This is a genomic window from Glycomyces terrestris, from assembly GCF_003933745.1.
GTDB classification, from domain to species: Bacteria; Actinomycetota; Actinomycetes; order Mycobacteriales; family Micromonosporaceae; genus Glycomyces; species Glycomyces terrestris.
Map to the genome: position 1 here is coordinate 1 of NZ_RSEB01000006.1, position 20,349 is coordinate 20,349.

Genomic DNA, 20,349 nt, shown 5'->3' on the forward strand with positions numbered 1-20,349 from the left:
GACCGACAGCGGGAACATGCACAGCAGGTTGAGCGCGGCGAACTTGAGCGTGTTCACCAGCGCCGGGGCGAAGTACGGATCGTTGAACAGCCGCTCGAACCACGCGAAGCCCACGAACGGGTTCTCCCAGAACGGCCGGTAGGGGCTGTAGTCCATGAACGCGATGATGTTCCAGGCCGAAGGCCAGTAATGGAACACCATCAGGTGGGCGACCACCGGAAAGGCCAGCAGCAGCAGCGGCCAGTCATGGCGCAGCCGCTGCAAGATCGTTCTCTTGCGGCGCACGACCAGCCGGACGGTCTCAAGGTCCGTCTCGGGTGGGGCTTGCAGTGCAGTCATCGGTATCGGGTCCAGTCGTCGTTCCTATATGGCGGGGTGGGCCGGGCGGCGTGGGGAGGTGGTGTCCCGCCCGGCCCGGTCTTCACTCGCCGTGGATGGCCTTGTACGCGTCGGTGTAGTACTGGCGGGCGGCCTCGCCGCCGTTCGCGAGGAACGTCTCGACCATGTCGGGGATGGAGGAGAGCTCGGAGCGCCCGAAGGCGATGTCCTGCTGCTGGTCCCACAGGGTCTGCGCGGCCGCTTTGAAGTCGGCTGGGCCTTCGATTCGGATGCCCTCGAACGCGTTCGGCGCCGCGTACTGCTGGATGGAGGCGTTGTACTCGAACCGCTTGGCGACCATGTCGGGGTCCCCGGTGATGAAGGTCTGCACCTGCCCGCACATCTGCTTGTAGTTGATCGGCGTCTGAATGAGTTTGGAGCCCAGCTCGGTGTAGACGGGATTGCCCTCGTCGTCCAGAGTGAAGTGCTCGCCTTCGACGCCGTACTGGAGCAGCTCGTACTCCTTGGTGCCGTACGGTGCGGCGCACCAGTTGGCGACGTCGAGGATCTCCTCCACCTGCTCGCGGCTGAGGTCCTTGTTGAGGAACGTCCAGCCGTCCACGCCGCTGGCCATGTACACCATCGGCTCGCGTCCGTTGGCGGCCAGGGCGGGCAGCGGGTTGATCTCGCCCTCGGCTTCGCCCTTCTTGACCTTGAGCACGTACTCGTTCCACCGGCCGATGTTGTCCTGGGTGAACAGGATCTGCCCGGCTTGCTGCATGGCGCCTGCGTCGAGCGTGCCGGTCGGGGCGTCGGGGTGGATGAGCTTCTCGTCCCACAGGGTACGGCGGAAGGCCATCATCTCGGTGAACTCGGGCCGCTCGGCATTGTGGATCATCTTCTCCTGGTCGGGGTCCCAGTTCCAGCCGTCAGTGCCCCCGAGGCCGAACCACTGGGGGACGAACCAGTCGAGACCGGCGAAGGCCCACCTGCCGGCGGCGTCGTCTGACCAGGCGCGGCACACGTCCAGCAGTTCCTCGACCGTGGTCGGCATCGCCAACCCTTCGGCCTCGAGCAGGTCGATCCGCACCATCACGGCGTTGCCCTGGCCTCCTGTGAAGTTCATCGGGATGCCGTAGATCGCGGCGGTCGATTCGTCTGCGGGGTCTGTGGACCATACCGACTGCCCCCAAGACGAGGAGGGAAGCCCGGCCAGCAGCGGCCAGCGCTCGGAGATGTCGCCTTGGAGGATCTCGGTGAGGTCGTAGAAGTTGTTGACCACCGTCTCGGTGAAGTTGCTGTGGGAGCCGAGCATCCAGCCGAACAGTTGGATCCCGTCGCCGTACTCGTTCGCCTTGAGCCATTGGATCGAGGTGTCGGCGTAGGTGACGCCGTCGGCGTGGCGCAGGTTGATGACGGTGCCGCCCCAGGCTTCGGCGACCTTCGTGTAATAGGGGTCGCCGCCGGACGGAGTCTCGCCCCAGACGGGCACGGTCAGCTCGTAGGTGCCCGTGCCGGAGGGCAGGTCGGTGATGGCCTGGACCGGCTCGGGGTAGGACGTGAACGCGGAGGGGTGGTTCGGCGGCTCGCCGACCAGGTCGGGCTCGACCGGCAGCGGCCACTCCTTGTACGTGGGTAGGAAATCGAAGCCTTCGGTGACTTGGGTGGACCCGTTGCCGGACTCGATGTCGCTGCACGAGGCGATGAGGGGGAGTCCCGCAGCGCCGACTGCGCCGATGCCGGCGGCCTTGAACAGAGACCGTCGTTGCAGAGACGACGGTCGAGGGGAAGAAGCCACGATGCTCCTTTCAATCAGGTCGCGGCGCGCCGAGACCGCGGCACCGCAACAATAAATTTGTATATATATACAAATTAACGCGGGAAGGGTGCCCGCCGCAAGAGAAACGGCCTCACATGTTTGATGATTTCACATGTCAGAGTGACGGCCAAGTGGCCATCGTGAGGAGTTATATGGTGAAAAATCCGGTTTGATCGATTCAGGAAGACGGTTCACCCAGGTTGCCGAGCTAAATAGATCAGTCATTTGCGGGGGAGGGTCTGCCCGATCTTGCAGCCGAAACACGGCCACGGGCATACTTGCTGCATGTCCCGCTCCGACGGTGTCGTCAACGGCATCAAACGCATGATCATCGAAGGCGAACTCCGGTCGGGTGAACGGCTCCCGCCGGAGAAGCGGATGTGCGAGCTGCTCGATGTTTCGCGGAGCACGCTCCGGGAAGGGCTCCGGGCGCTGTCCTCGATGGGGATCCTGCATACCCGGCAGGGCGACGGCACCTACGTCACCGCTTTGGACGTCACTGATCTTCTGACACCGCTCGGCTTCGTCGTCGATCTTCATCGTGAGGGGCGGGCGCACGATGTCCAGATCGTCAGACGGCTGCTCGAGAGCGAGGCGGCGCGGCTTGCGGCATCGTGTATCACCGCCGAATCGCTCGTTGAGATGAAGGACCTGCTCAACGAGACCGAGCAGGTCCTGGAGACCGAGCCGGTGTCGCTCGACCGGCTGGTCGAGCTCGACATCGCCTTCCATCGAATTGTCGCCGTCGGCTCGGGCAACCAGGTGCTCGCCGGCATAGCCGAGGCGCTCGTCAGCCGAAGTGTGCGAGACCAGATCTGGCACGGCCTCCGCGAAGCGGGCGTCGTCCAGCGGACCCATCAGGAGCACAAGGCGATCTGGCTTGCGTTGGAGGCCCGAGACACCGAGATCGCTCGCGTTCGGATGGCCAACCACTTGGCAGGGGAGGAAGAAGCGTTGCGGAGGCTGCGCTCCGCTCCTGGCGCTACGTGACGCCCCTTGGCCGGATTCGCCTGCCGGGCACGCCTTCCCGGTGCCAGGACGGCGATGCGGCATGGACGCCCGCCGACGCTTCGGTGTCGGGGCGGTCGGGAGCCATGGAGACGATCGTCGCGCCGTGAAGCAGTGTGCGGTTCATTCGTCGACTCCCGGGTGGGTTGCGGGCATGGTGTGGCTCCCTGGGGTCGGCGTCATCGGCTGGATGGCGGTGTGGATGCGGGCGAGATGCTCGTCGTTCGCGATGTGGCCTATGTAGCCGTCCGGGCGGACGAGCACGAGCGCGTCCTCGCCCAGGCCGTGGACGCGGCTGAGCGACCTGGCCGGGTCGGCGAGCTCTCCGGCGCCGATGATGAGGCGCCGCAGGGGAGCGCCGGCATCGGGCCATGCGAGTCGTTCGAGGGCGCGGGCCGAATCGCGGCCGTTCGCGATGGCGGTGAAGTGGGGGCCCCGCATGAGGTCGAACATTCGGACGCGCTCGCCGCTCGGATGGCGCAGTTCGGCGTCGGGCATCCGGTCGCCCGCTCGGAGGTTCGCGGTTCGGTCGCCGTCGGCGGGGGCGAGGGGCCCGCCGAAGTAGGTGAGGGCGAGCTGCTGCTCGTCCTTGCCGCGCCGGATGCTCGACGGGTCGAGTCGGGCGATGCCTTCGTACTTCGACATGGACAGTCCGAGGACTCCGGCCGCGATCGGCATTCGCTCGGCTTCGTAGGTGTCGAGTAGCGCCGGATCGGCGCCAGAGAGCACCTGGGCGAGCTTCCATCCGAGGTTGTAGGCGTCTTGAACGCCGGTGTTCAGGCCCTGTGCGCCCGCTGGCGGGTGCACGTGTGCGGCGTCGCCGGCGATGAAGACCCGGCCGGTGCCGTAGCTTTCGGCGAGGCGGATGTTCGGCCTGAACACCGATGTCCACCGGATGTCGGTCAGTGTGATGTGGCGGTTGCCCGTGGCGGAGCGGATCCGCTGGTTGAGCCGCGCTTCGTCGAGCATGGGCTCCTCGCCGGGCGCGAGCCGCACCATCCACTGGAACAGGTCGCTGTGCGGCAAGGGGCAGGCCCCGGTGAACTGTCCGCCTCGCCTCGGCCACAGGTGCCATCGGTTCCGCGGCAACCCCGTGGTGACGGCGTCGACGATGACGATCCGGTCCTCTTCGCGGGTGGATCCGGTGAAGTCGATGCCCAGTTGCTTGCGGACCAGGCTTGATCCGCCGTCGGCGCCGACCAGGTAACGCGCGGTGACGGATTCGACCCCGGCCGGACCGGCGACGTTGGCGACGACGTGCTCGGAGTCCTGGGTGAAATCGATGAGCGCCGTTGCGAACTCGATGCGGCCGCCGAGCTTCTCGAAGCAGCCGTGCAGAGCGCGGTCGGTCCGCGATTGCGGTATCAGCCAAGTGTTCGGATACGGGACCTCCGGAGTCGGCCTGCTGCGCCTCATCATTCGCCATGGGACGCTCAGAGGACCGAGGTGGATGCCGGCCAACGGATAGGTGCTGCCGCCGTCGAGGACGGCCTCAAGCGCTCCCAGGTCTTCGAGCACTTCCAAGGTGCGCGGTTGCAGGCCCTTGGCCCGTGAGCCGTCGAAGGCGTGGTCGCCCTTGTCGATGACGCGGACGGAGTGACCGCGCCGCGTCAAGTCGATGGCGAGCGCGGTGCCGACGGGACCTGCGCCGACGATCAGGGCGTCGAGGATCGGTGGGTTCATGATGCCCGCCTTTGCGTGTGGTCGGTGATGAATGCGGTGATGTGTTCGGCCACCTCGCCGGGGCGTTCCAGCGGCGCCATGTGGCCGCAGTCTGGTATCACGTGACACTGCTCGGGCCGCAGCAGCAAGCGGGCTCGGTCGAGCTGGTCGATCGGCGTGACCTGGTCGTCCGCGCCCCACAGGAGGAGCGTGGGGATGCCGAGGGCTCCGGTGCGCCTGAACCGGTCGGCACGGCCGGACAGCGGGATGTGCTGGAGCGTGTCGAAGAACGCGAACAGCGAGCCCTCGTACCGGTAGGCGTCGAGCACCATCGCGGTCAATCGGGCGGCGAGCCGCGGATCGCGCACGTTGTGGCCGAGATGCGACTCCAGCAGGCGCCGACCGAACCGCCGGGCGACGAACCGGGCCACATGGTCGTTGGCGAGCAGCCGGTGCGGTGGGAGATGCTGTCGGAGAAGCCCGGCGGGACCTGCCAGTGTCAGGGTGGCGAGGGTATCGGGGTGCTCTGCTGCGTATGCCATCGCGACCAGAGCACCCATCGAGGTGCCGACGAGGTGGAGGGGCTGACCGATTCCCAGCTCGTCCCTCAGCTCGACGAGCTGTCGGACGAAGAGCGCTTCGTCGTACCGCGCGCGGACGCGGTCGGAGTAACCGCGGCCGTAGGCACTGCACGCCAGCGTCCGGACGCCTCGGGCATGGAGCTGCTCGGCGAGACCGTCCCAGTAGGCCAGAGGGACGGTCAGGCCGCCCGCGAGCATGGCCACCGGCCCGCCTTCAGGTCCGGCCAGTTCGTAGTGGGTGACGCCGTCCGAGAGCCGGACGAAGTCGCCGCGCAGGTGTCGCCGCGATTCCGGGTCGAGTCGCCGGTCTTCTTCTGCGGTCGCGAAGTACTTCACGCTTTGCCCCCTCGGTTCGGACCGTCGTGCTCGGCCAGCGGCCGTACGAATGCCGCTATGGCCTCGGCGACCCACTCCGGGTCTTCCTCGGGGAGCAGATGGCCGCCGTCGGGGTGGATCGATTCGATCGCGCCGGGGATGTCTCTGGCGAAGTGCTGGCCGTCGATCCCCGCGCTGCGCAGTACCAGGGTCGGCACCGATACCCGGGGGAGGTCGCCGCTGCGGTCGGGCTGGTCGGTGTTGACGAAGTCAACGAATGCCGAGCGGTTTCCCGCGCGGTTCATGAGCTGGTACGACCGTTCCACCATGGCCGCGTCGACGATGTGGGAATGCGGACCCGTGGCGGAGCGAAGATTGCGTTCGATCGCGCGACGCGGCATCACGCGGCGGAGGATCGGGCGCAGCAGCGGGTTCCGGGCGAGTCGCAACGCGGGAGGAATGGACTTCTCCGGATAGCCGGTGGCGTTCACGAGCACGAGGCCGGCGACGCGTTCGGGGTAGTCCAGTGCCAGGTTCCAGGCGATGTTGCCGCCCAGCGAGTTCCCCGCGACGAAGCAGCGGCTCACGCCCACCGCGTCCAGAAAACGGGCGACCGTGGCCGCATAGGTCGGAACCCTGTAGTCGCGGTCGGCGCGCGCACCGGTAAGCCCCCAACCGGGAAGATCGGGTCGAATGACATCAAAGTCACCCGAGAGCAAGGACGCGGCCTGCTCGAAGTGATGCAGCGACGAAGCACTGCCGTGCAGCAGCAAGACGGCGGGACCGTCACCTGCCCGCTTGTAGTGGAGGCGCAGACCGTCGAAGGTTGCGAACAGTGAATCGGCTTGCGGTTCAGACCATGCGATCATAATGGCTACAGTGTATCCGATATTATGGCGTCGTCAACCGAGCCGACGGAAATCTCGGCAAGGCAGGGCGCTGACCAGGCGGTTCGTCACCCTCCGGAGGTCAGGGTCAGCGCCGGCGGGCCGATGACGCCGTGGAGGAGATCGTGGGATCTTCATCAGGACTGATGACTACGATCTCCCCATGACCCGAACCGGCACCGCCAACCGCCTCGACCGCAGAAAAGCCCGGACGCGCGCGGCGCTCCTCTCTGCAGCGAGGACGCTCCTCACCGCCCGCGACCCGGCGGAGGTGAGCATCCAGGAGATCACCGACGCCGCCGACGTCGGATTCGGGTCCTTCTACAACCACTTCTCGTCGAAGCAGGAGCTCTTCGAAGTCGCTGTCGAGGAGGTCATCGAGGAGCACGGGGCGATGCTCGACGAGATCACCGCTTCAATCGCCGACCCGGCCGAAGTGTTCGCGGCCTCGATCCGGATCACGGCGAGGTTCCCCAAGACGCATCCCGAGATGGCGAAGATCATCGAGCGCGTCGGCCAGCGGTATCTCACTTCGCCGACCGGCTTGGCGCCCCGCGCGCTGCGCGACCTCGAGCGCGCCCGGGATGTCGGCCGAATCGACTTCGGTGATCCTGAGGTGCTCATCGCTTGCGTCGGCGGTGCCCTCCTCGGCGTCATCCACTTGGCCCTGCTGCGATCCGAGCCGGCTGCCATCGATGCCGCCTCGGACGAGTTGGCCGCCAACCTGCTGCTCATGCTGGGCCTGTCCGCGGAGGAAGCGCGCGAGATCGCGCGACGGCCTCTGCCGACCGACGCCTGAGCGAATCCGCTTCGCGTGATGCCCGAGACAACTCCTTGACGCTTCGGCAACAAGAAATGATAATTCGATCAGTTATGATCATGTAATCATTTCGAGGGTCGGCGGCTCCCCGATGCTCGGGAGGCCGCTTTCAAGATGAGCTCGGTGGTCGCCGCACGCCGCTTCGCCATCCCCATCGAATCGATGTACCAGGAGGAACGATGACCATCGGACTTGCCATCGCTCTGGCGGCCGTCTTCGGCGTCTCCGGGGTGGCGAAGCTCGCTGCGGTCCCGCTCATGCGGCAAGCGGCCGCTCATCTGGGCTTCTCGACCTTGCAGTACCGACTGCTCGGCGCGCTTGAGGTAGCCGCCGTTGTCGGCGTCGGGATCGGTGTCGTCGTACCTTGGATCGGCATCGCCGCCGCCTCGGGTCTGGTGCTGCTCATGCTCGGCGCGGCCGCGAGCCACGCGGCTCACCGGGACGGCGCAGTCCGAGTGGCGATCCCGCTCGTCCCCGCCGTGCTCGCGGTCCTCTACGCGCTCACGCTCGTCTGACGGCTCTGGCCGCGCTCGCAGATTTGATGAACGAATCAGAATGTTCGCGCCGGCCAGCGCCTACGATGACCCGTAAGTCCAAAATGGGGGTAGCGATGTCTTCGGTGCTCTATAGGCTCGGGCGTTCCTGCGCTCGCGCGCGCTGGCTGGTGATCGCTCTCTGGGTCGGTGCGCTCGTCATCGCCGGCGGCGCGGCCGTCCTGTTCAACCAGGGCACCGACGACACCTTCGCGATCCCGGGATCCGAGTCGCAGGACGCCCTCGACTACCTCGGCCGGGTCTTCCCCGAGTTCAGCGGGACCTCGGCGAGCCTGGTTCTCACCGTCCCGGAGGGGCAGGAGGTCGACACGGCCGAGGCCGAGGCCGCTGTGGCCGACGCTGTGGACCGCATCGACGGCCTCGACCAGGTCGCGGCCGTCTCGAATCCGTTCGGCGCGGACGTGACCGGCGCCGTCTCCGAGGACGGCGAGGCCGCGATTGTCGCGGTCCTGCTCACCGTCGACCAGGCCGACGTCACCGACGCCACCAGGGACGACCTCACCGCGATCGCGAACGACCTCGCCGCGGCCGTCGGCGAGGACGCCGTGGTCTACACCGGCGGCGACGCGTTCGCTGACAACATCCCCGAACTCAGCCCCACCGAGGGCATCGGCCTCGTCGTCGCCCTGGTCGTGCTGCTGCTCATGTTCCGGTCGATCCTGGCCGCGTTCATGCCGCTGCTGACGGCCGTCCTCGGCGTCGGCAGCGCCGTCGCCCTGGTCCTGCTCGCCACGGTCCTCGTCCCGATCTCCTCGACCGCGCCGATGCTCGCGGTCATGATCGGCCTGGCCGTCGGCATCGACTACGCCCTGTTCCTGCTCTCGCGCCACCGCGACCAGCTCGGCGAGGGCCTGGCGGTCGAGGAGTCGGTCGCCCGCGCCACGGCGACTGCCGGTTCGGCGGTCATCTTCGCGGGCCTGACCGTCGTCATCGCGCTGCTGGGCCTGTTCGTCGCGGGTATCCCGTTCCTGACGACGATGGGCGTCGCCGCGGCCGTCGCGGTCGCGATCGCCGTGGCCGTCGCGATCACGCTGGTCCCGGCACTGCTGGCCGTCGCCGGGGAGCGGATGCGGCCGCGCAAGCCCAAGCGGCGCAAGCGGGCTCGGCGGAAGCCGCAGATCGCGCTCGCGTGGGTCCGCACCGTCACCCGAGCCCCGGTCGTCACCATCGCGGTGGTCGTCATCGGTCTCGCCGTCGCCGCGTTCCCCGCCATGCAGCTGCGGCTCGCCCTGCCCGACAACGGCGACGCCGCCGAGGGCACCGATGCGAAGGTCACCTACGACGTCATCGCCGACCACTTCGGGCCCGGCTACAACGGGCCGCTCATCGTCACCGCCGACATCATCACCTCGACCGACCCGGTCGGCCTCGTCAACGACCTCGCCGCGGACATCCGCGGCATGGACGGCGTCGCCTCTGTCCCGCTCGCAACACCGAACCAGAAGGGCGACACCGGGATCATCCAGGTCATCCCCGAGACCGGACCCGACGCGGCCGCCACCGAGGACCTCGTCGCGGCACTGCGAGACAAGGAGGCCTACTTCCTCGCCCACTTCGGCACCCAGACCGCCGTCACCGGCATCACCGCCGTCGGCATCGACGTCTCCGCCCAACTCGGCTCCGCCCTGCTTCCGTTCGGCATCCTCGTCGTCGGCCTCTCACTCGTGCTGCTGGCCATGGTCTTCCGCTCGATCTGGGTCCCGGTCAAGGCCACCGCCGGATACCTCCTGTCGGTCGGCGCGGCCTTCGGCGCCACCTCGTTCGTGTTCGTCGAAGGCCACGGCGCCGACGCCCTGCACGTCGCCGGGGTCGGCTCGGTCATCTCCTTCCTCCCGATCATCCTCATGGGCGTCCTCTTCGGACTCGCCATGGACTACGAGGTCTTCCTCGTCTCGCGCATCCGCGAGGACTACGTCCACCACGGCGACCCGCACCGCGCCATCGAGACCGGGTTCGTCTCCGCCTCCCGCGTGGTCACCGCCGCCGCCGTCATCATGTTCGGCGTCTTCGCCGCCTTCGTCCCCGAAGGCTCGGCCACGATCAAACCCATCGCGTTCAGCCTCGCCGTCGGCGTCTTCGTCGACGCGTTCCTCGTGCGCATGACCCTCGTCCCCGCCGTCCTCGCCCTCCTCGGGCACCGCGCCTGGGGCCTGCCGCCGAAGCTCGACCGGGCCCTGCCGGTCTTCGACGCCGAAGGCGACGCCCTCGTCCACGAACTGCGCCTCGCCGACTGGCCCGAACCCGGCGCCGACGACGCCGTGGCCGCCCGCGACCTCCGCCTCGAAGACGACCGCGGCCGCACCGTCCTCGAATCCATCAACATGCGACTGCCGCGGGGCGGAACACTCGTCGTCGACGGCACCGGCCCGGTCGGCAAGACCGCGCTCCTGATGGCCCTCGCAGGACGCGTCCCTTCCGTCAAGGGCGACTTGAAAGTCCTCGGACACGTCCTGCCGCAGCACGCTCGCGCCCTGCGCCGCGAGGTCGAGATCATCGCCTGCCGCGACACCCCCGACCCTGCCGCCAGGATCGCCGCCGCGATCGGCGACGGCGTTCGCCTGGTCCTGCTCGACGACGTCGACCTCGTCCTGCGCACTGATGCCCGCGACGCCCTCCGCACCCTCCTGGCCGACCGGCGCGCCCCCGACGGCGCGCCCGTCGCCTACGTCCTCGCCTGCCAGGATCCCGACCGCATCCTGGACCTGCTCCCGGCGACCGCCCAGCCGCTCGCTCTCAACGCCATCGAGGTGGCCTGATGCTCCGACCGTTCGCCAACTCCACCCGCGCCGGCGCCGCCGGACCGCTCACCTGGCGCACCTGGGCCGGGCTCGTCCTCGTCCCCGTCCTCGCCATGGGCCTGCTCACCTGGGCCCTGTGGAACCCCGACGCCGACCACGGCACCGCCACCGCCGCCGTCGTCAACAACGACAAGCCCGTCACCGTCGACGGCCAGACCATCCCGCTCGGCCGCGAACTCGCCGGGGAACTCACACACGCCGACGACTCCGCCTACACATGGACCCTCACCGACGCCGCCGACGCCGAATCCGGCCTCGCCGACGGCACCTACACGGCGGTCGTCACCATCCCCGAGAACTTCTCCGCCCAAGGCACCTCCGCCGCCACCGCCACCGGCGCCGGAGGCAACCCGGACAGCGCGACCAAAGCCGTCCTCGACATCGAGACCTCCAACGCCGCCGGCGCCGCCGACCCGGCCCTGTCCAAGGACGTCGCCCTCGCCACCCAGCGCACCCTCGACGGCCAAGTCGTCGAGACCTATCTCGACAACATCTACGTCGCCTTCAACACCATCCACGACCAGCTCGCCGACGCCGCCGACGGCGCGTCCCAGCTCGCGGACGGCACCTCCGAACTCGCCTCCGGGGCCACCGAACTCTCTACGGCCGCAGGCGAACTCGCCACCGGCGCCGACACCCTGGCCGACGCCACCGCCCAACTCGAGACCGGCTCCGCCGACCTCGCCGACGGCCTGGACGAAGCCGAAACCGCAGTCGCCGACCTCCCCGCCGCGACCCGTGAACTCGCCGACGGCGCCGAGCAAGTCGCCCAAGGCAACGAGGCGATCGCCGCGGAGGTCGTCCCGCTCGCGAACGACATCATCGCCGCCATCGACGCGCTGCCCTCCGCCGAGGACGCCGCCGCCGACTTCCAAGACCTCGCGAGCCAGTGCGCCGCCGAGGGCGCGAACCCCGACTTCTGCGCCGACCTCCAATCGGCCGCCGACGACTTCTCCGCCGAGGCCGCCGACATCGACGCCGCCATCGCCTCCGTACGCGCCAAAGTCGTCGAGACCCGCGACGCCGTCCAAGCCCTCGCCACGGGCGCGCGCCAAGTCGCCGACGGCAACGACACCCTCGCCGACCAGATGCCCGCCCTCGTCTCCGGCATCACCGAAGCCGCCGACGGCGCGGATGAACTCGCGACCGGCGCCGCCCAGACCAACGACGGCGCACAGGAACTCGCCTCCGGAGCCGACCAGCTCGCCGACGGCGCCGACCGACTCGCCTCCGGCGCCGCCGACGTCGACGACGGCGCGCAACAACTGGCCACCGGCCTCGCCGACGGCCGCGACCAGGTTCCCACCTACACCGAATCCGAACGCGCCCACCTGGCCTCGATCGCCGCCGATCCCAGCACCGCGACCGTCGCCGGTGCCGGGATCGGGGAGCTCTCCATCGCGCTGTTCGCGGTGATCGCCCTGTGGGCCCTGGCCCTCGCCGTCTACCTGGTGACCACCGCTGTCCCCGGCGACATCCTCACTTCCCGAGCCCCGACGTGGCGGATCATCCTCCAAGCCGCCCTCCCCGGTGCCACCGCCGCCGCACTCGCCGCGCTGGCGATCACCGCGATCGCCGTGCCGGTCATGGATCTCCGCATCGATCGCGCCTTGGCGTTCCTGGGTGTCGCCCTCCTGGCCGCCTTCACGTTCACCGCCCTGAACCAGGCGCTCGTGGCGATCTTCGGCCGCGCCGGCCGCCTCGCCTCGGTCGCCGTCCTCATCCTCACCATCGCACTCGGCGTCGTCTCGACCCTGCCCGCACCGCTCTACGCGCTCGTCGGCTGGATCCCCACCCGCGGCGCGGTCGTCGCCCTCCGCGCCGCCGCCCTCGGCGGCCCCGGCCTCGCCACCGGCGTCACCCAACTCGCTGTGTGGCTCGGGGTCGGCGCGCTGGCGACGATCCTCGTCACCGACCGCCGCCGCACCCTCAGCGCCCGACACCTCCGACTCAGTGGCAACTGAGAGCCGCAGTGCAATTGAGGGCCCGCGAAGGAGCGACACGTTGTCCACCGATTGGCTGTGATCGCTGCTGGTCGGTTTTGTGCTAGTCGACGTGGCTCGGGGCCTAGGTGCGGGCCGCCCCGCGCCCTAGCGTCGGTACGGGACCACCGACCGAAGGAGTTGGCTTCCTTGACCATCAGCTACACCGGGTTGCGCACCCGCGACGACTCGGGGCTCATCGCGACGGGCGAGGCCCGTCCGCTGCTGTCCTGGCACCCTGTCGGGGCGAGGGCTTACACGGTCGAGGCCGCTGCCGATGCGGCGTTCGACGAGGTCATCGCGTCGCTGACGACTGAGCGCACGTTCGATGTGCCGCTGCCGGGTCCTGCGCTGGCGAGTCGGGAGGTCCGCTGGTGGCGGGTGCGTGCGGTCGGGGAGGAGGAGTGGAGTGAGCCGTGCCGGGTGGAGGCGGCGCTGCTGGAGGCCGGGGACTGGACCGCTCGGCCGGTCACGGTTCCTGCCGCCCCGGATGCCGTGCCGTTGCTGCGCCGCGAGTTCGCACTGCCACAAGGCATCCTGTCCGCGCGACTGTACGTCACGGCGCTCGGTCTCCATCAGACCTGGATCAACGGGGCCCTTGTCAGCGAAGACCTGCTGGAGCCGGGCTGGACCGAGTACCGCGACCGGCTGCTATACGCGACCTACGACGTCACAGGTCTGCTCGCGGAGGGCCGGAACGCGATCGGCGCGGCCGTCGCGGACGGCTGGTACCGCGGTCCGCTCGGCTGGTTCGGGCGTTCGGCCTGGTACGGGGATCGGACGGCGTTGCTCGCGCAGCTCGAAGTCGAGACGGTCGATGGCTGCGTGGTCGTGGGCACTGACGAGACGTGGCGCGGCGGGACCGGAGCGGTCGCCAGTGCCGGGCTCTACGCCGGATGCACGACCGACCTCCGGAACGAACCGCGCGGTTGGAGGGAGCCGGGCTTCGACGACCGCGACTGGGCCGCAGCCACGACGCTCGATCTGCCTGCCGGCCTTGAGCACCGCTCGATGCCTGCGGTCCGGGCCGTGCGGACCTGGCCCGTCGAGGTGGTCGCGGATGGACGCCTGCGCCTGGACACCGGGCAGAACCTCGCCGGGTATCTGCGCGTCACCGCCACCGGTCCGGCGGGTGCCGAGATCACCGTGCGCCACGCCGAAGTGCTCGATGACCAGGGCGAGCTGCACACGGCGCCGCTGCGCTCCGCCGCCTCCGTCGACCGGTACACCCTCGATGGCGGCCGGGCCGTACTTGAGCCGGTCTTCACGTTCCACGGCTTCCGGTACGCCGAGATCACGGCCGACCCGGAGGTGCGCATCGACGGCGTCGAAGCGGTCGCGATCAGCTCCGACCTGCGCCGGACCGGTCGCTTCTCCTGCTCCGACGAGCGCGTGAACCGCCTGTACGACAACGTGATCTGGTCCCAGATGGACAATTTCGTGAGCATCCCGACGGACTGCCCGCAGCGGGACGAACGCCTGGGCTGGACCGGGGACATTCAGGTCTTCGCCCCGACCGCCTGCCGCAACTCCGACGCCCGCTCGTTCCTGCGCAACTGGCTGCGCGACCTCGCCATCGCCCAGTACCCGGACGGGAAGATGCCGCACGTCGTGCCCGACATCCTCGGCGACCTCGGCGACTGGGGCTCGGGCTCGACCGGATGGGGCGACGCGGCCGTCGGTGTCCCCTGGGCGCTGTACGAGGCCTATGGCGACCTGGAGACCTTGCGTGACCAGTACGCGTCCATGCGGGCCTGGGTCGATTGGGGCGCCTCACGACTCGACGCCGACCGCGTCTGGTCTGCGGGGTTCCACTTCGGCGACTGGCTCGATCCGGGCGCCCCCTCCGGCGACCCGGCGCGGGCCGCTGTTCCGACCCCGTTCACGGCCACTGCTTACCTCTCACACAGCGCCCGGCTCCTGGCCCGCATCGCGGGCCTGCTCGGCCGAGCCGAGGACGCCGACCATTACGGGGCCCTGGGGGACGCGATCGCCGACGCCGCCTGGAAGCACCTGGGGAACAAGGCGATCGAAACGCAGACGGGTTGCGCCATGGCCCTCCGGTTCCGGATCGCGCCCGACGATGAACGGCATGCGGTGGGGGAGCGGCTCGCCGCGCTCGTACGCGCGAGAGGCGGCCGCATCGGCACCGGCTTCCTCGGCACCCCGCTCATCCTCCACGCCCTCACCGAAACCGGCCATCACGAGGAGGCGTACCTGCTGCTCATGAACGAGCGCTGCCCCGGCTGGCTCCACCAGGTCGGCCAGGGTGCCACGACCGTGTGGGAACGCTGGGACGCGATCGGCGAGGACGGCCGAATCCACGGCGGCGATATGGACGGGGGCGGGCCGATGCTCTCGTTCAACCACTACGCCTACGGCGCGGTCGCCGACTGGCTCTACGCCACCGTCGCAGGCCTTTCGCCGGCCGCGCCCGGTTGGAGCGCGGTCTCGTTCGCGCCCGTACCCGGCGGCGGACTGACCTGGGCCTCAGCCGAGATGGACACGCCGATCGGGAGGGCCGCCATCCGCTGGGAGACCGGCGACGGCTCATTCAGCGCCGAGGTCGAGGTCCCCCCGGGGGCCACAGCGACTGTCACACTCCCGCCGGGGGACTGGTCGAGCCTCCGGCTCAACGGCCGGACCCTGCAAATCGCACCCGTGCTCGACCTCGGACCGGGCGTTCACCGCATCGCGTTGTCCTCATCGCGATCGTGACCTGCGAACCGCTTCCGGTACTCGGTCGGGCTCATCCCCGCGTGCTCCCGGAAACGGCGCGCGAACAGGTTCTGGTCGGCCATCCCGACCTGCCGAGCGATCCGCCCGACCGGCAGGTCGGTGCCCAGCAGCAGGCCCGCGGCCGTTTCGATACGGTGCCGAGCGAGATACCCCATCGGCGGCAATCCCATGGCCGCCTTGAAGATCCGCGCGAGGTAGCCCGGTGAGAGGTGCAGTTCGGCACCGAGGTCCTTGAGCGTCCATGACTCGTCGAACCGTTCTTCGAGCATCCGCGCCGCGGCGTTGACCCCCGGATGTACGCCGGGCCCGTCCGCGGACCGTCCGACCAGCGCGCGTGCCGCGAGACCGAGCACCAGCGTCAACCGCCCGACCGCGTCCGCTCGCCGCGACTGCGCATCCAGCCCGCCGAGCGCGTCGAGATGGCTGACGCACTCGTCCAGTGCCTCCCCCTCGAGCCGCCCGTCGGACTGCCCGCAGCCCGTCCACAGCAGCCGCCCCAGCATCGGGTCCTCACGCATCCACGACAGCTCACCCTGCAACAGCCCGGGACTGAAACAGCAGTTCAGGAGCTCAAGGCCGTCGCACTCCTCGTACGAATGCCACAGGCCCGGCCGCAGTAGGACTACGTCGCCGACCGAGACGGTCCGCCGCCCGGCAGCCGAGCAGTGCACACCGGACCCGGCTGCGACGACCACGAGTTCGATGAACCCGTGCGAGTGCGCGAACATCGCGCCTTCGTGCCGGTACCGCCCGCTGTGCACCCGCAGCCCAGGCGTCAGCGACATCGATCCCCGCCACTCGCGGACCACGAACGAACCCATGACACAGGTATATCCCGTGGAACGGTCTGCCGCCCCGCAGGCACCCGAGGATTGGTCTGATGTTGCTGGCGGAAATCGCTATCACCTCTGGTCAAACCACTGGTGGAGGCGGCACCGGCGTTCAGCGCAGGTGTCGATGAGAAGTTTCCAGGCTCCGGTGCGGTAGTCGGCCCATCGACCGAGGACGGGTATCACGACCGTTGCGGCGCCGGCTTGTTTCGAGCGGTGGGCGCTTGTGCAGTGTCGCCGGTGGTCACACGGTACTTCGTCCTCAGCCGAGCCGACATGAGGTCAGCAGAATGGACGGGGCGCCGGAGCGCCGGAGCAGGCCGTCCGCCGAGCGGGACAGCGCGTCGAGCACGGCGTCCAGGTCCACCCCGACCAGGCGTCCGTCGCGCTTGACTACGCGTCCGTCGACGAGGACGGTCTCGACGTTGCTGGTGTCCATCTGCAGGACCGCGCCCGGGGCGTGGTTGACCGGTCCCGCGTTGAGCGCCTGCGCGTTGAGCACGATCACGTCGCCGCGCTTGCCGGGAGTGAGCGACCCGACGAGATGGTCGAGGTGTGCGGCCTGCGCCCCGCCCAGCGTCGCCATCCGCAGGACGTCGCGGGTGGACACCGGCCGGACCTCGGCGCCGCCGCCTTGGGCGTGGTTCGCCATGCCGCCGCGCTGCAGCGTGTATGCCGCGCGCATCTGGGAGAAGAAGTCGACCGTGTGGATGCTGACGGCGTCGGTGCCGAAGCCGACCGGCACCTCGTGGTCGAGTGCCGGCTGCAGGGCGAGCCGCCCCATCCCCAGGGTCTGCTCGGCGATGCACGAGACCGACACCTTGGCCCCGGTTCGGCCGATGAGATCCCAGGTCGACTCGTCCAGACCCAGGCAGTGGATGTACGTCAGCCACGGCCCCAGCAGGCCCTCAGGCTCGAAGTCCTCAAGGAACCGGCCCATATGTACGTCATTGACGTGCGCGAAGACTGGCAGCTCCAGGTCCCGTGAAAGGCGGAACAGGTCGTCGTCGACGTGATAGCCCAATGCCAGGCCGACGAGCGGGCCGCTGCCGTGTTCCACGAGTCGCCGGATGTCCTCGGGGTGGGCATAGGACGGGTCGGGTTCGAACTCGCCGAACACCGGCGAGAAGCTGAACATGCAGCGGATGCCCGAGCGCCGGATTCCGTCGAGTGCGGCGTCGGTGTGCTCCGGGGTGTAGGAGCACTGGGAGGTGTCGACGACGGTGGTGGTACCGGCGGCCAGATTCTCCAGCGCACCGCCGAACTCGCCCCAGTAGACGTCCTCGGGGGTGTACTTGTGGAACAGCGCCTGGTCCCCGGCCCGTGACTGTAGGAAGTAGTCGATCTCCAGCGCATCGGACCAGTACGACCGCAGCGCAGTCTGGAACATGTGGTGGTGGGAGTTCACGAACCCTGGCATCACGATCCGGCCCGAACAGTCCAGCACCTCGGCGTCGGCGTGCAGGTTCGGCTCGACCGCGACGATGCGGCCGTCCTCGATCAGCACGTCGCCGGTCTCGAGCTCCCCGATGTCCGGGTCCATGGACAGCACGATCCCGCCACGCAACAGGGTGCGGTCGGCAGAGGTCACGGCGACTCCGTTCGTAGTTCCAATTTTGGTTACACCGTATCCGAAATTACTTCAGTCGTCAACGCCCGCCCCGGACCGGCTCAGGTTTCGGCGTGCTGGTCGCGCATCTGAGCGAGGCCCGCCAGGAGGAGGTCGAGCCCGAAGGCGAACTCCTCCTCGATGGGCATGGGCAAGAAGTCCGCCAGCGCGCGCGTGGCGGGGAACCGGGTCGCGTCGATCCGATGCAGGGCAGCGGACGTCCGTGCTTCGTCGCGGGACTTCGCTGCGCGATCAGCAGTGAGCTGCATGGCGAAGCCGAGGACGTAACGGGCCAGCGACGCATATGCGCGCGGCGCCAGCGACTGCGGGAAGCCGTGCGCCAGCAGCAACGCCAGGACGCGCTCGCGATAGACGGCGGCGTTCGGCCCGGTCGGGATCTGCTCGGTCAGCAAGACCGCCACGTTGCGATGCCGACTCAAGACCTTGAACATGCTGACCGCGGCCGCCCGGACCGCTGGCTGCCAGTGCGTTGCACCGGGCTCTTCGTCATCGACCTCGATCTCGCCGATGATGCGATCGACGACTTGGGCGACGAGGTCGGCGCGATTCTCGAAGTGCCGATACAAGGTGGCCGTACTGGAGCCCAGCCGCTGGGCCAGCATGCGCAGCGACAAGGCATCGGCGCCGTCCTCGTCCAGGATCGTCAGCGCCGTCGTCAAGATCCGCTCCAGCGGAATGCGCGGTCGGCCCGGGGCCCGCCGCCCTGCGGCCGACGCCCCCGACTCGGTCGATGCCGTGTTCATGTGGCCAGTATGGCGGGCTGACGGCGAGACGCGATCGCAGCCACCGCCGCGAGCGCCGCCATGGCGGCGCTGAACACGATGCCCGCGACACGGAGTCCCGCCGTCTGGGCGACCAGGCCCGCGCCGACGACGGGAATCGAGATCGCGATGTAGGCCACGATGAAGAAGGCGGACGCGACCTCGGCGCGGTGATGGGCCGGCGCCGCAGCGTTCAATGCCGTGAGCGCCGCCCGGAAACTCACGCCCTGCCCGAGTCCGGTCGCTCCCGCAGCGATGAGTAGGAGTACGAGTGAGCCGGCGGCCAATGCGCCCGCGAGCAGCACCACCCCGATGACCAGTACGCCGCATCCCACGCTGATGGCCGCCCTGCCGAGCGGGCGCACGAGCAGGACCTGCCCGAGGGCGGACGCGGCGAACACAGCGCACACGACCACGCCCGCCAGCGCGAGCGAAGCGAGTCCGAGCAACTCGCGAAGGAAGAAGGGTGCGACTGCGGTGAACAGACCGAGTACTGCGAAACCGGCGAAACCTGCGGTCGCCGCCCAGGCGAATGTCCGTCGGACGGAAGCGGGCACGCTCGGGCGTGAGAGTCGGAACTCGCGAAATCCGCGAATACGAACCGGCTCAGGCATCGCCCACACGCCTGCCGCGACCACAGCGAGCAGTACCAGGTGCACGACGTATGGCACCTGGAGCGGGGCGGCGGCGAACTGCGCGAGCACTCCGGCAAGCAGCGGGCCCAGGCCGAGACCGCCCATGTTCGCGACGGTCGCCACGACCGTCGCCCGTTCACCGTCGCCCGACAGGTCTTGCAGCGCGGCGGTCGCGGTGCCGGTGAACATCCCGGCGGACAATCCGGACAGCAGCCGCGCGCCCAGGAGCACTGGCACGCTGTCGGCCCCCCAGAACACAACTGCGCTAAGCGCCGCGCACGCCAATCCTGGCAGCAGGATCTTCCGGCGCCCGATCACGTCGGAGGCGCGGCCGAACAACAGCAGCGCGCCCAGCACGCCGACCGCGTACGCCGCAAAGATCACCGTGCTGGTCAGGGTCGAGAAATGCATCTCGCGCTGGTACAGCACGTACAACGGGGTCGGCAGCGTCGTGCCCAGCATCGTCACCGTGAATGCCGACGCCAAGGACCAGAACGCCGCGTCAGGCGACGAGCGCTTCGACATTGCGCAACGACGTGTTCAGCGCCCCGGTCAGGGAGCCCTGGAAGACACCGCCCATGGGGCCGTCGATCATCCCGCCGTCAACGTTCACCGACAGGTCGACCTTGCTCGCCGCGCCCATGTCGGCGATGCCGATCACCAGCTTCAGGTTCACTCCGGCGCGGGTGAGGCCGCTCATCTCGATCACGTTCGGCGCCTCAACCCTGTCGAACGTCCAGTCGATCGCGACCGGCATGTTCATCACCCGGGCGGCCGCCGTCGCGGAGTCCCCCGGCGACAACTGCGCGGGGACCGCGGACTTCCAGGACTTGTGAATGGTGAGCCACTCGGCCCAACGGAACGGATCCGCCATCACCTCCCAGACCTTCTCAGGGCTCGCACTACAGGTGGCGCTGACTTCGACGGTACGCATGTGTTTCCCTCTCGACTATTTCGACTACACTGTACCCGAAATACCGGAGCGGTGCACGCGCATGAGATCCAAGGCC

Annotated in this window: 15 protein-coding genes and 1 pseudogene; 6 read left to right on the forward strand and 10 right to left on the reverse strand. The window is 69.0% G+C overall.

Annotation, left to right across the window (positions count from 1 at the left end; translation table 11 throughout):
* Both EIW28_RS20145 and EIW28_RS20150 read right to left on the reverse strand, forming a co-directional pair.
* A pseudogene (locus EIW28_RS20145) lies at nt 1-339 on the reverse strand (sugar ABC transporter permease); the annotation flags it as partial.
* Nucleotides 340-421: 82 nt separating this feature from the next.
* Nucleotides 422-2,116: a type 2 periplasmic-binding domain-containing protein gene (locus tag EIW28_RS20150; protein WP_125249520.1), complete on the reverse strand. Its 1,695-nt coding sequence runs from the start codon at nt 2,114-2,116 to the stop codon at nt 422-424.
* A gap of 306 nt (nt 2,117-2,422) precedes the next feature.
* Here EIW28_RS20150 and EIW28_RS20155 point away from each other — a divergent pair, with 306 nt between their 5' ends.
* A complete protein-coding gene (locus EIW28_RS20155) occupies nt 2,423-3,127 on the forward strand; it encodes a FadR/GntR family transcriptional regulator (RefSeq protein WP_125249521.1) in 705 nt (234 codons plus the stop codon).
* Nucleotides 3,128-3,268: 141 nt separating this feature from the next.
* Here the strand turns inward: EIW28_RS20155 and EIW28_RS20160 are convergent, their stop codons facing one another.
* The 3 genes from EIW28_RS20160 to EIW28_RS20170 are packed head-to-tail and all read right to left on the reverse strand — an operon-like array spanning nt 3,269 to nt 6,572.
* A complete protein-coding gene (locus tag EIW28_RS20160) occupies nt 3,269-4,828 on the reverse strand; it encodes an FAD-dependent oxidoreductase (RefSeq protein ID WP_125249725.1) in 1,560 nt (519 codons plus the stop codon).
* Nucleotides 4,825-5,724, reverse strand: coding sequence for an alpha/beta fold hydrolase (locus EIW28_RS20165; RefSeq protein ID WP_125249522.1), 900 nt, complete (start codon nt 5,722-5,724; stop codon nt 4,825-4,827). The genes EIW28_RS20160 and EIW28_RS20165 overlap by 4 nt, the downstream gene beginning before the upstream one ends.
* Nucleotides 5,721-6,572, reverse strand: a complete 852-nt coding sequence (locus EIW28_RS20170) for an alpha/beta fold hydrolase (RefSeq protein ID WP_125249523.1) — start codon at nt 6,570-6,572, stop codon at nt 5,721-5,723. The genes EIW28_RS20165 and EIW28_RS20170 overlap by 4 nt, the downstream gene beginning before the upstream one ends.
* A 181-nt stretch (nt 6,573-6,753) precedes the next feature.
* Between EIW28_RS20170 and EIW28_RS20175 the strand changes: the two genes are divergently transcribed.
* The 5 genes from EIW28_RS20175 (at nt 6,754) to EIW28_RS20195 (ending at nt 15,462) form a co-directional block, all read left to right on the forward strand.
* Nucleotides 6,754-7,389, forward strand: a complete 636-nt coding sequence (locus EIW28_RS20175) for a TetR/AcrR family transcriptional regulator (protein WP_125249524.1) — start codon at nt 6,754-6,756, stop codon at nt 7,387-7,389.
* Nucleotides 7,390-7,589: 200 nt separating this feature from the next.
* Nucleotides 7,590-7,925 carry a DoxX family protein gene (locus tag EIW28_RS20180; protein ID WP_125249525.1) on the forward strand — a complete coding sequence of 112 codons (336 nt, stop codon included), beginning with the start codon at nt 7,590-7,592 and terminating at the stop codon, nt 7,923-7,925.
* Nucleotides 7,926-8,020: 95 nt separating this feature from the next.
* Nucleotides 8,021-10,720 carry an MMPL family transporter gene (locus tag EIW28_RS20185; protein ID WP_125249526.1) on the forward strand — a complete coding sequence of 900 codons (2,700 nt, stop codon included), beginning with the start codon at nt 8,021-8,023 and terminating at the stop codon, nt 10,718-10,720.
* The gene (locus EIW28_RS20190; protein WP_125249527.1) at nt 10,720-12,726 is read left to right on the forward strand and encodes a YhgE/Pip domain-containing protein; all 2,007 of its coding nucleotides are present in this window, start codon (nt 10,720-10,722) and stop codon (nt 12,724-12,726) included. The genes EIW28_RS20185 and EIW28_RS20190 overlap by 1 nt, the downstream gene beginning before the upstream one ends.
* A 168-nt stretch (nt 12,727-12,894) precedes the next feature.
* Entirely contained in the window at nt 12,895-15,462 is a 2,568-nt protein-coding gene (locus EIW28_RS20195; protein ID WP_197717395.1) for an alpha-L-rhamnosidase, read from the forward strand.
* On the opposite strand, the gene EIW28_RS20200 is transcribed toward EIW28_RS20195, so the two are convergent.
* The 5 genes from EIW28_RS20200 to EIW28_RS20220 form a co-directional block, all read right to left on the reverse strand.
* Nucleotides 15,429-16,304: a helix-turn-helix transcriptional regulator gene (locus tag EIW28_RS20200; RefSeq protein ID WP_125249529.1), complete on the reverse strand. Its 876-nt coding sequence runs from the start codon at nt 16,302-16,304 to the stop codon at nt 15,429-15,431. The genes EIW28_RS20195 and EIW28_RS20200 overlap by 34 nt on opposite strands.
* A gap of 271 nt (nt 16,305-16,575) precedes the next feature.
* Entirely contained in the window at nt 16,576-17,904 is a 1,329-nt protein-coding gene (locus EIW28_RS20205) for an amidohydrolase family protein (RefSeq protein ID WP_197717396.1), read from the reverse strand.
* Nucleotides 17,905-17,984: 80 nt separating this feature from the next.
* On the reverse strand, nt 17,985-18,686 hold the full coding sequence (locus EIW28_RS20210; RefSeq protein WP_125249530.1) for a TetR/AcrR family transcriptional regulator: 702 nt from the start codon (nt 18,684-18,686) through the stop codon (nt 17,985-17,987).
* A complete protein-coding gene (locus EIW28_RS20215) occupies nt 18,683-19,864 on the reverse strand; it encodes an MFS transporter (protein WP_125249531.1) in 1,182 nt (393 codons plus the stop codon). Before EIW28_RS20215 ends, EIW28_RS20210 begins: the two co-directional genes overlap by 4 nt.
* Nucleotides 19,842-20,273: a type II toxin-antitoxin system Rv0910 family toxin gene (locus EIW28_RS20220; RefSeq protein ID WP_125249532.1), complete on the reverse strand. Its 432-nt coding sequence runs from the start codon at nt 20,271-20,273 to the stop codon at nt 19,842-19,844. The genes EIW28_RS20215 and EIW28_RS20220 overlap by 23 nt, the downstream gene beginning before the upstream one ends.
* Nucleotides 20,274-20,349: the final 76 nt, after the last annotated feature.

Bases quoted from the DNA above. Each gene is read 5' to 3' on its own strand.
- EIW28_RS20155 (WP_125249521.1), top strand. From the start codon at position 2,423: ATGTCCCGCTCCGACGGTGTCGTCAACGGCATCAAACGCATGATCATC.
- EIW28_RS20160 (WP_125249725.1), bottom strand. From the start codon at position 4,828: ATGAACCCACCGATCCTCGACGCCCTGATCGTCGGCGCAGGTCCCGTC.
- EIW28_RS20170 (WP_125249523.1), bottom strand. From the start codon at position 6,572: ATGATCGCATGGTCTGAACCGCAAGCCGATTCACTGTTCGCAACCTTC.
- EIW28_RS20175 (WP_125249524.1), top strand. From the start codon at position 6,754: ATGACCCGAACCGGCACCGCCAACCGCCTCGACCGCAGAAAAGCCCGG.
- EIW28_RS20180 (WP_125249525.1), top strand. From the start codon at position 7,590: ATGACCATCGGACTTGCCATCGCTCTGGCGGCCGTCTTCGGCGTCTCC.
- EIW28_RS20185 (WP_125249526.1), top strand. From the start codon at position 8,021: ATGTCTTCGGTGCTCTATAGGCTCGGGCGTTCCTGCGCTCGCGCGCGC.
- EIW28_RS20190 (WP_125249527.1), top strand. From the start codon at position 10,720: ATGCTCCGACCGTTCGCCAACTCCACCCGCGCCGGCGCCGCCGGACCG.
- EIW28_RS20200 (WP_125249529.1), bottom strand. From the start codon at position 16,304: ATGGGTTCGTTCGTGGTCCGCGAGTGGCGGGGATCGATGTCGCTGACG.
- EIW28_RS20210 (WP_125249530.1), bottom strand. From the start codon at position 18,686: ATGAACACGGCATCGACCGAGTCGGGGGCGTCGGCCGCAGGGCGGCGG.
- EIW28_RS20215 (WP_125249531.1), bottom strand. From the start codon at position 19,864: ATGTCGAAGCGCTCGTCGCCTGACGCGGCGTTCTGGTCCTTGGCGTCG.
- EIW28_RS20220 (WP_125249532.1), bottom strand. From the start codon at position 20,273: ATGCGTACCGTCGAAGTCAGCGCCACCTGTAGTGCGAGCCCTGAGAAG.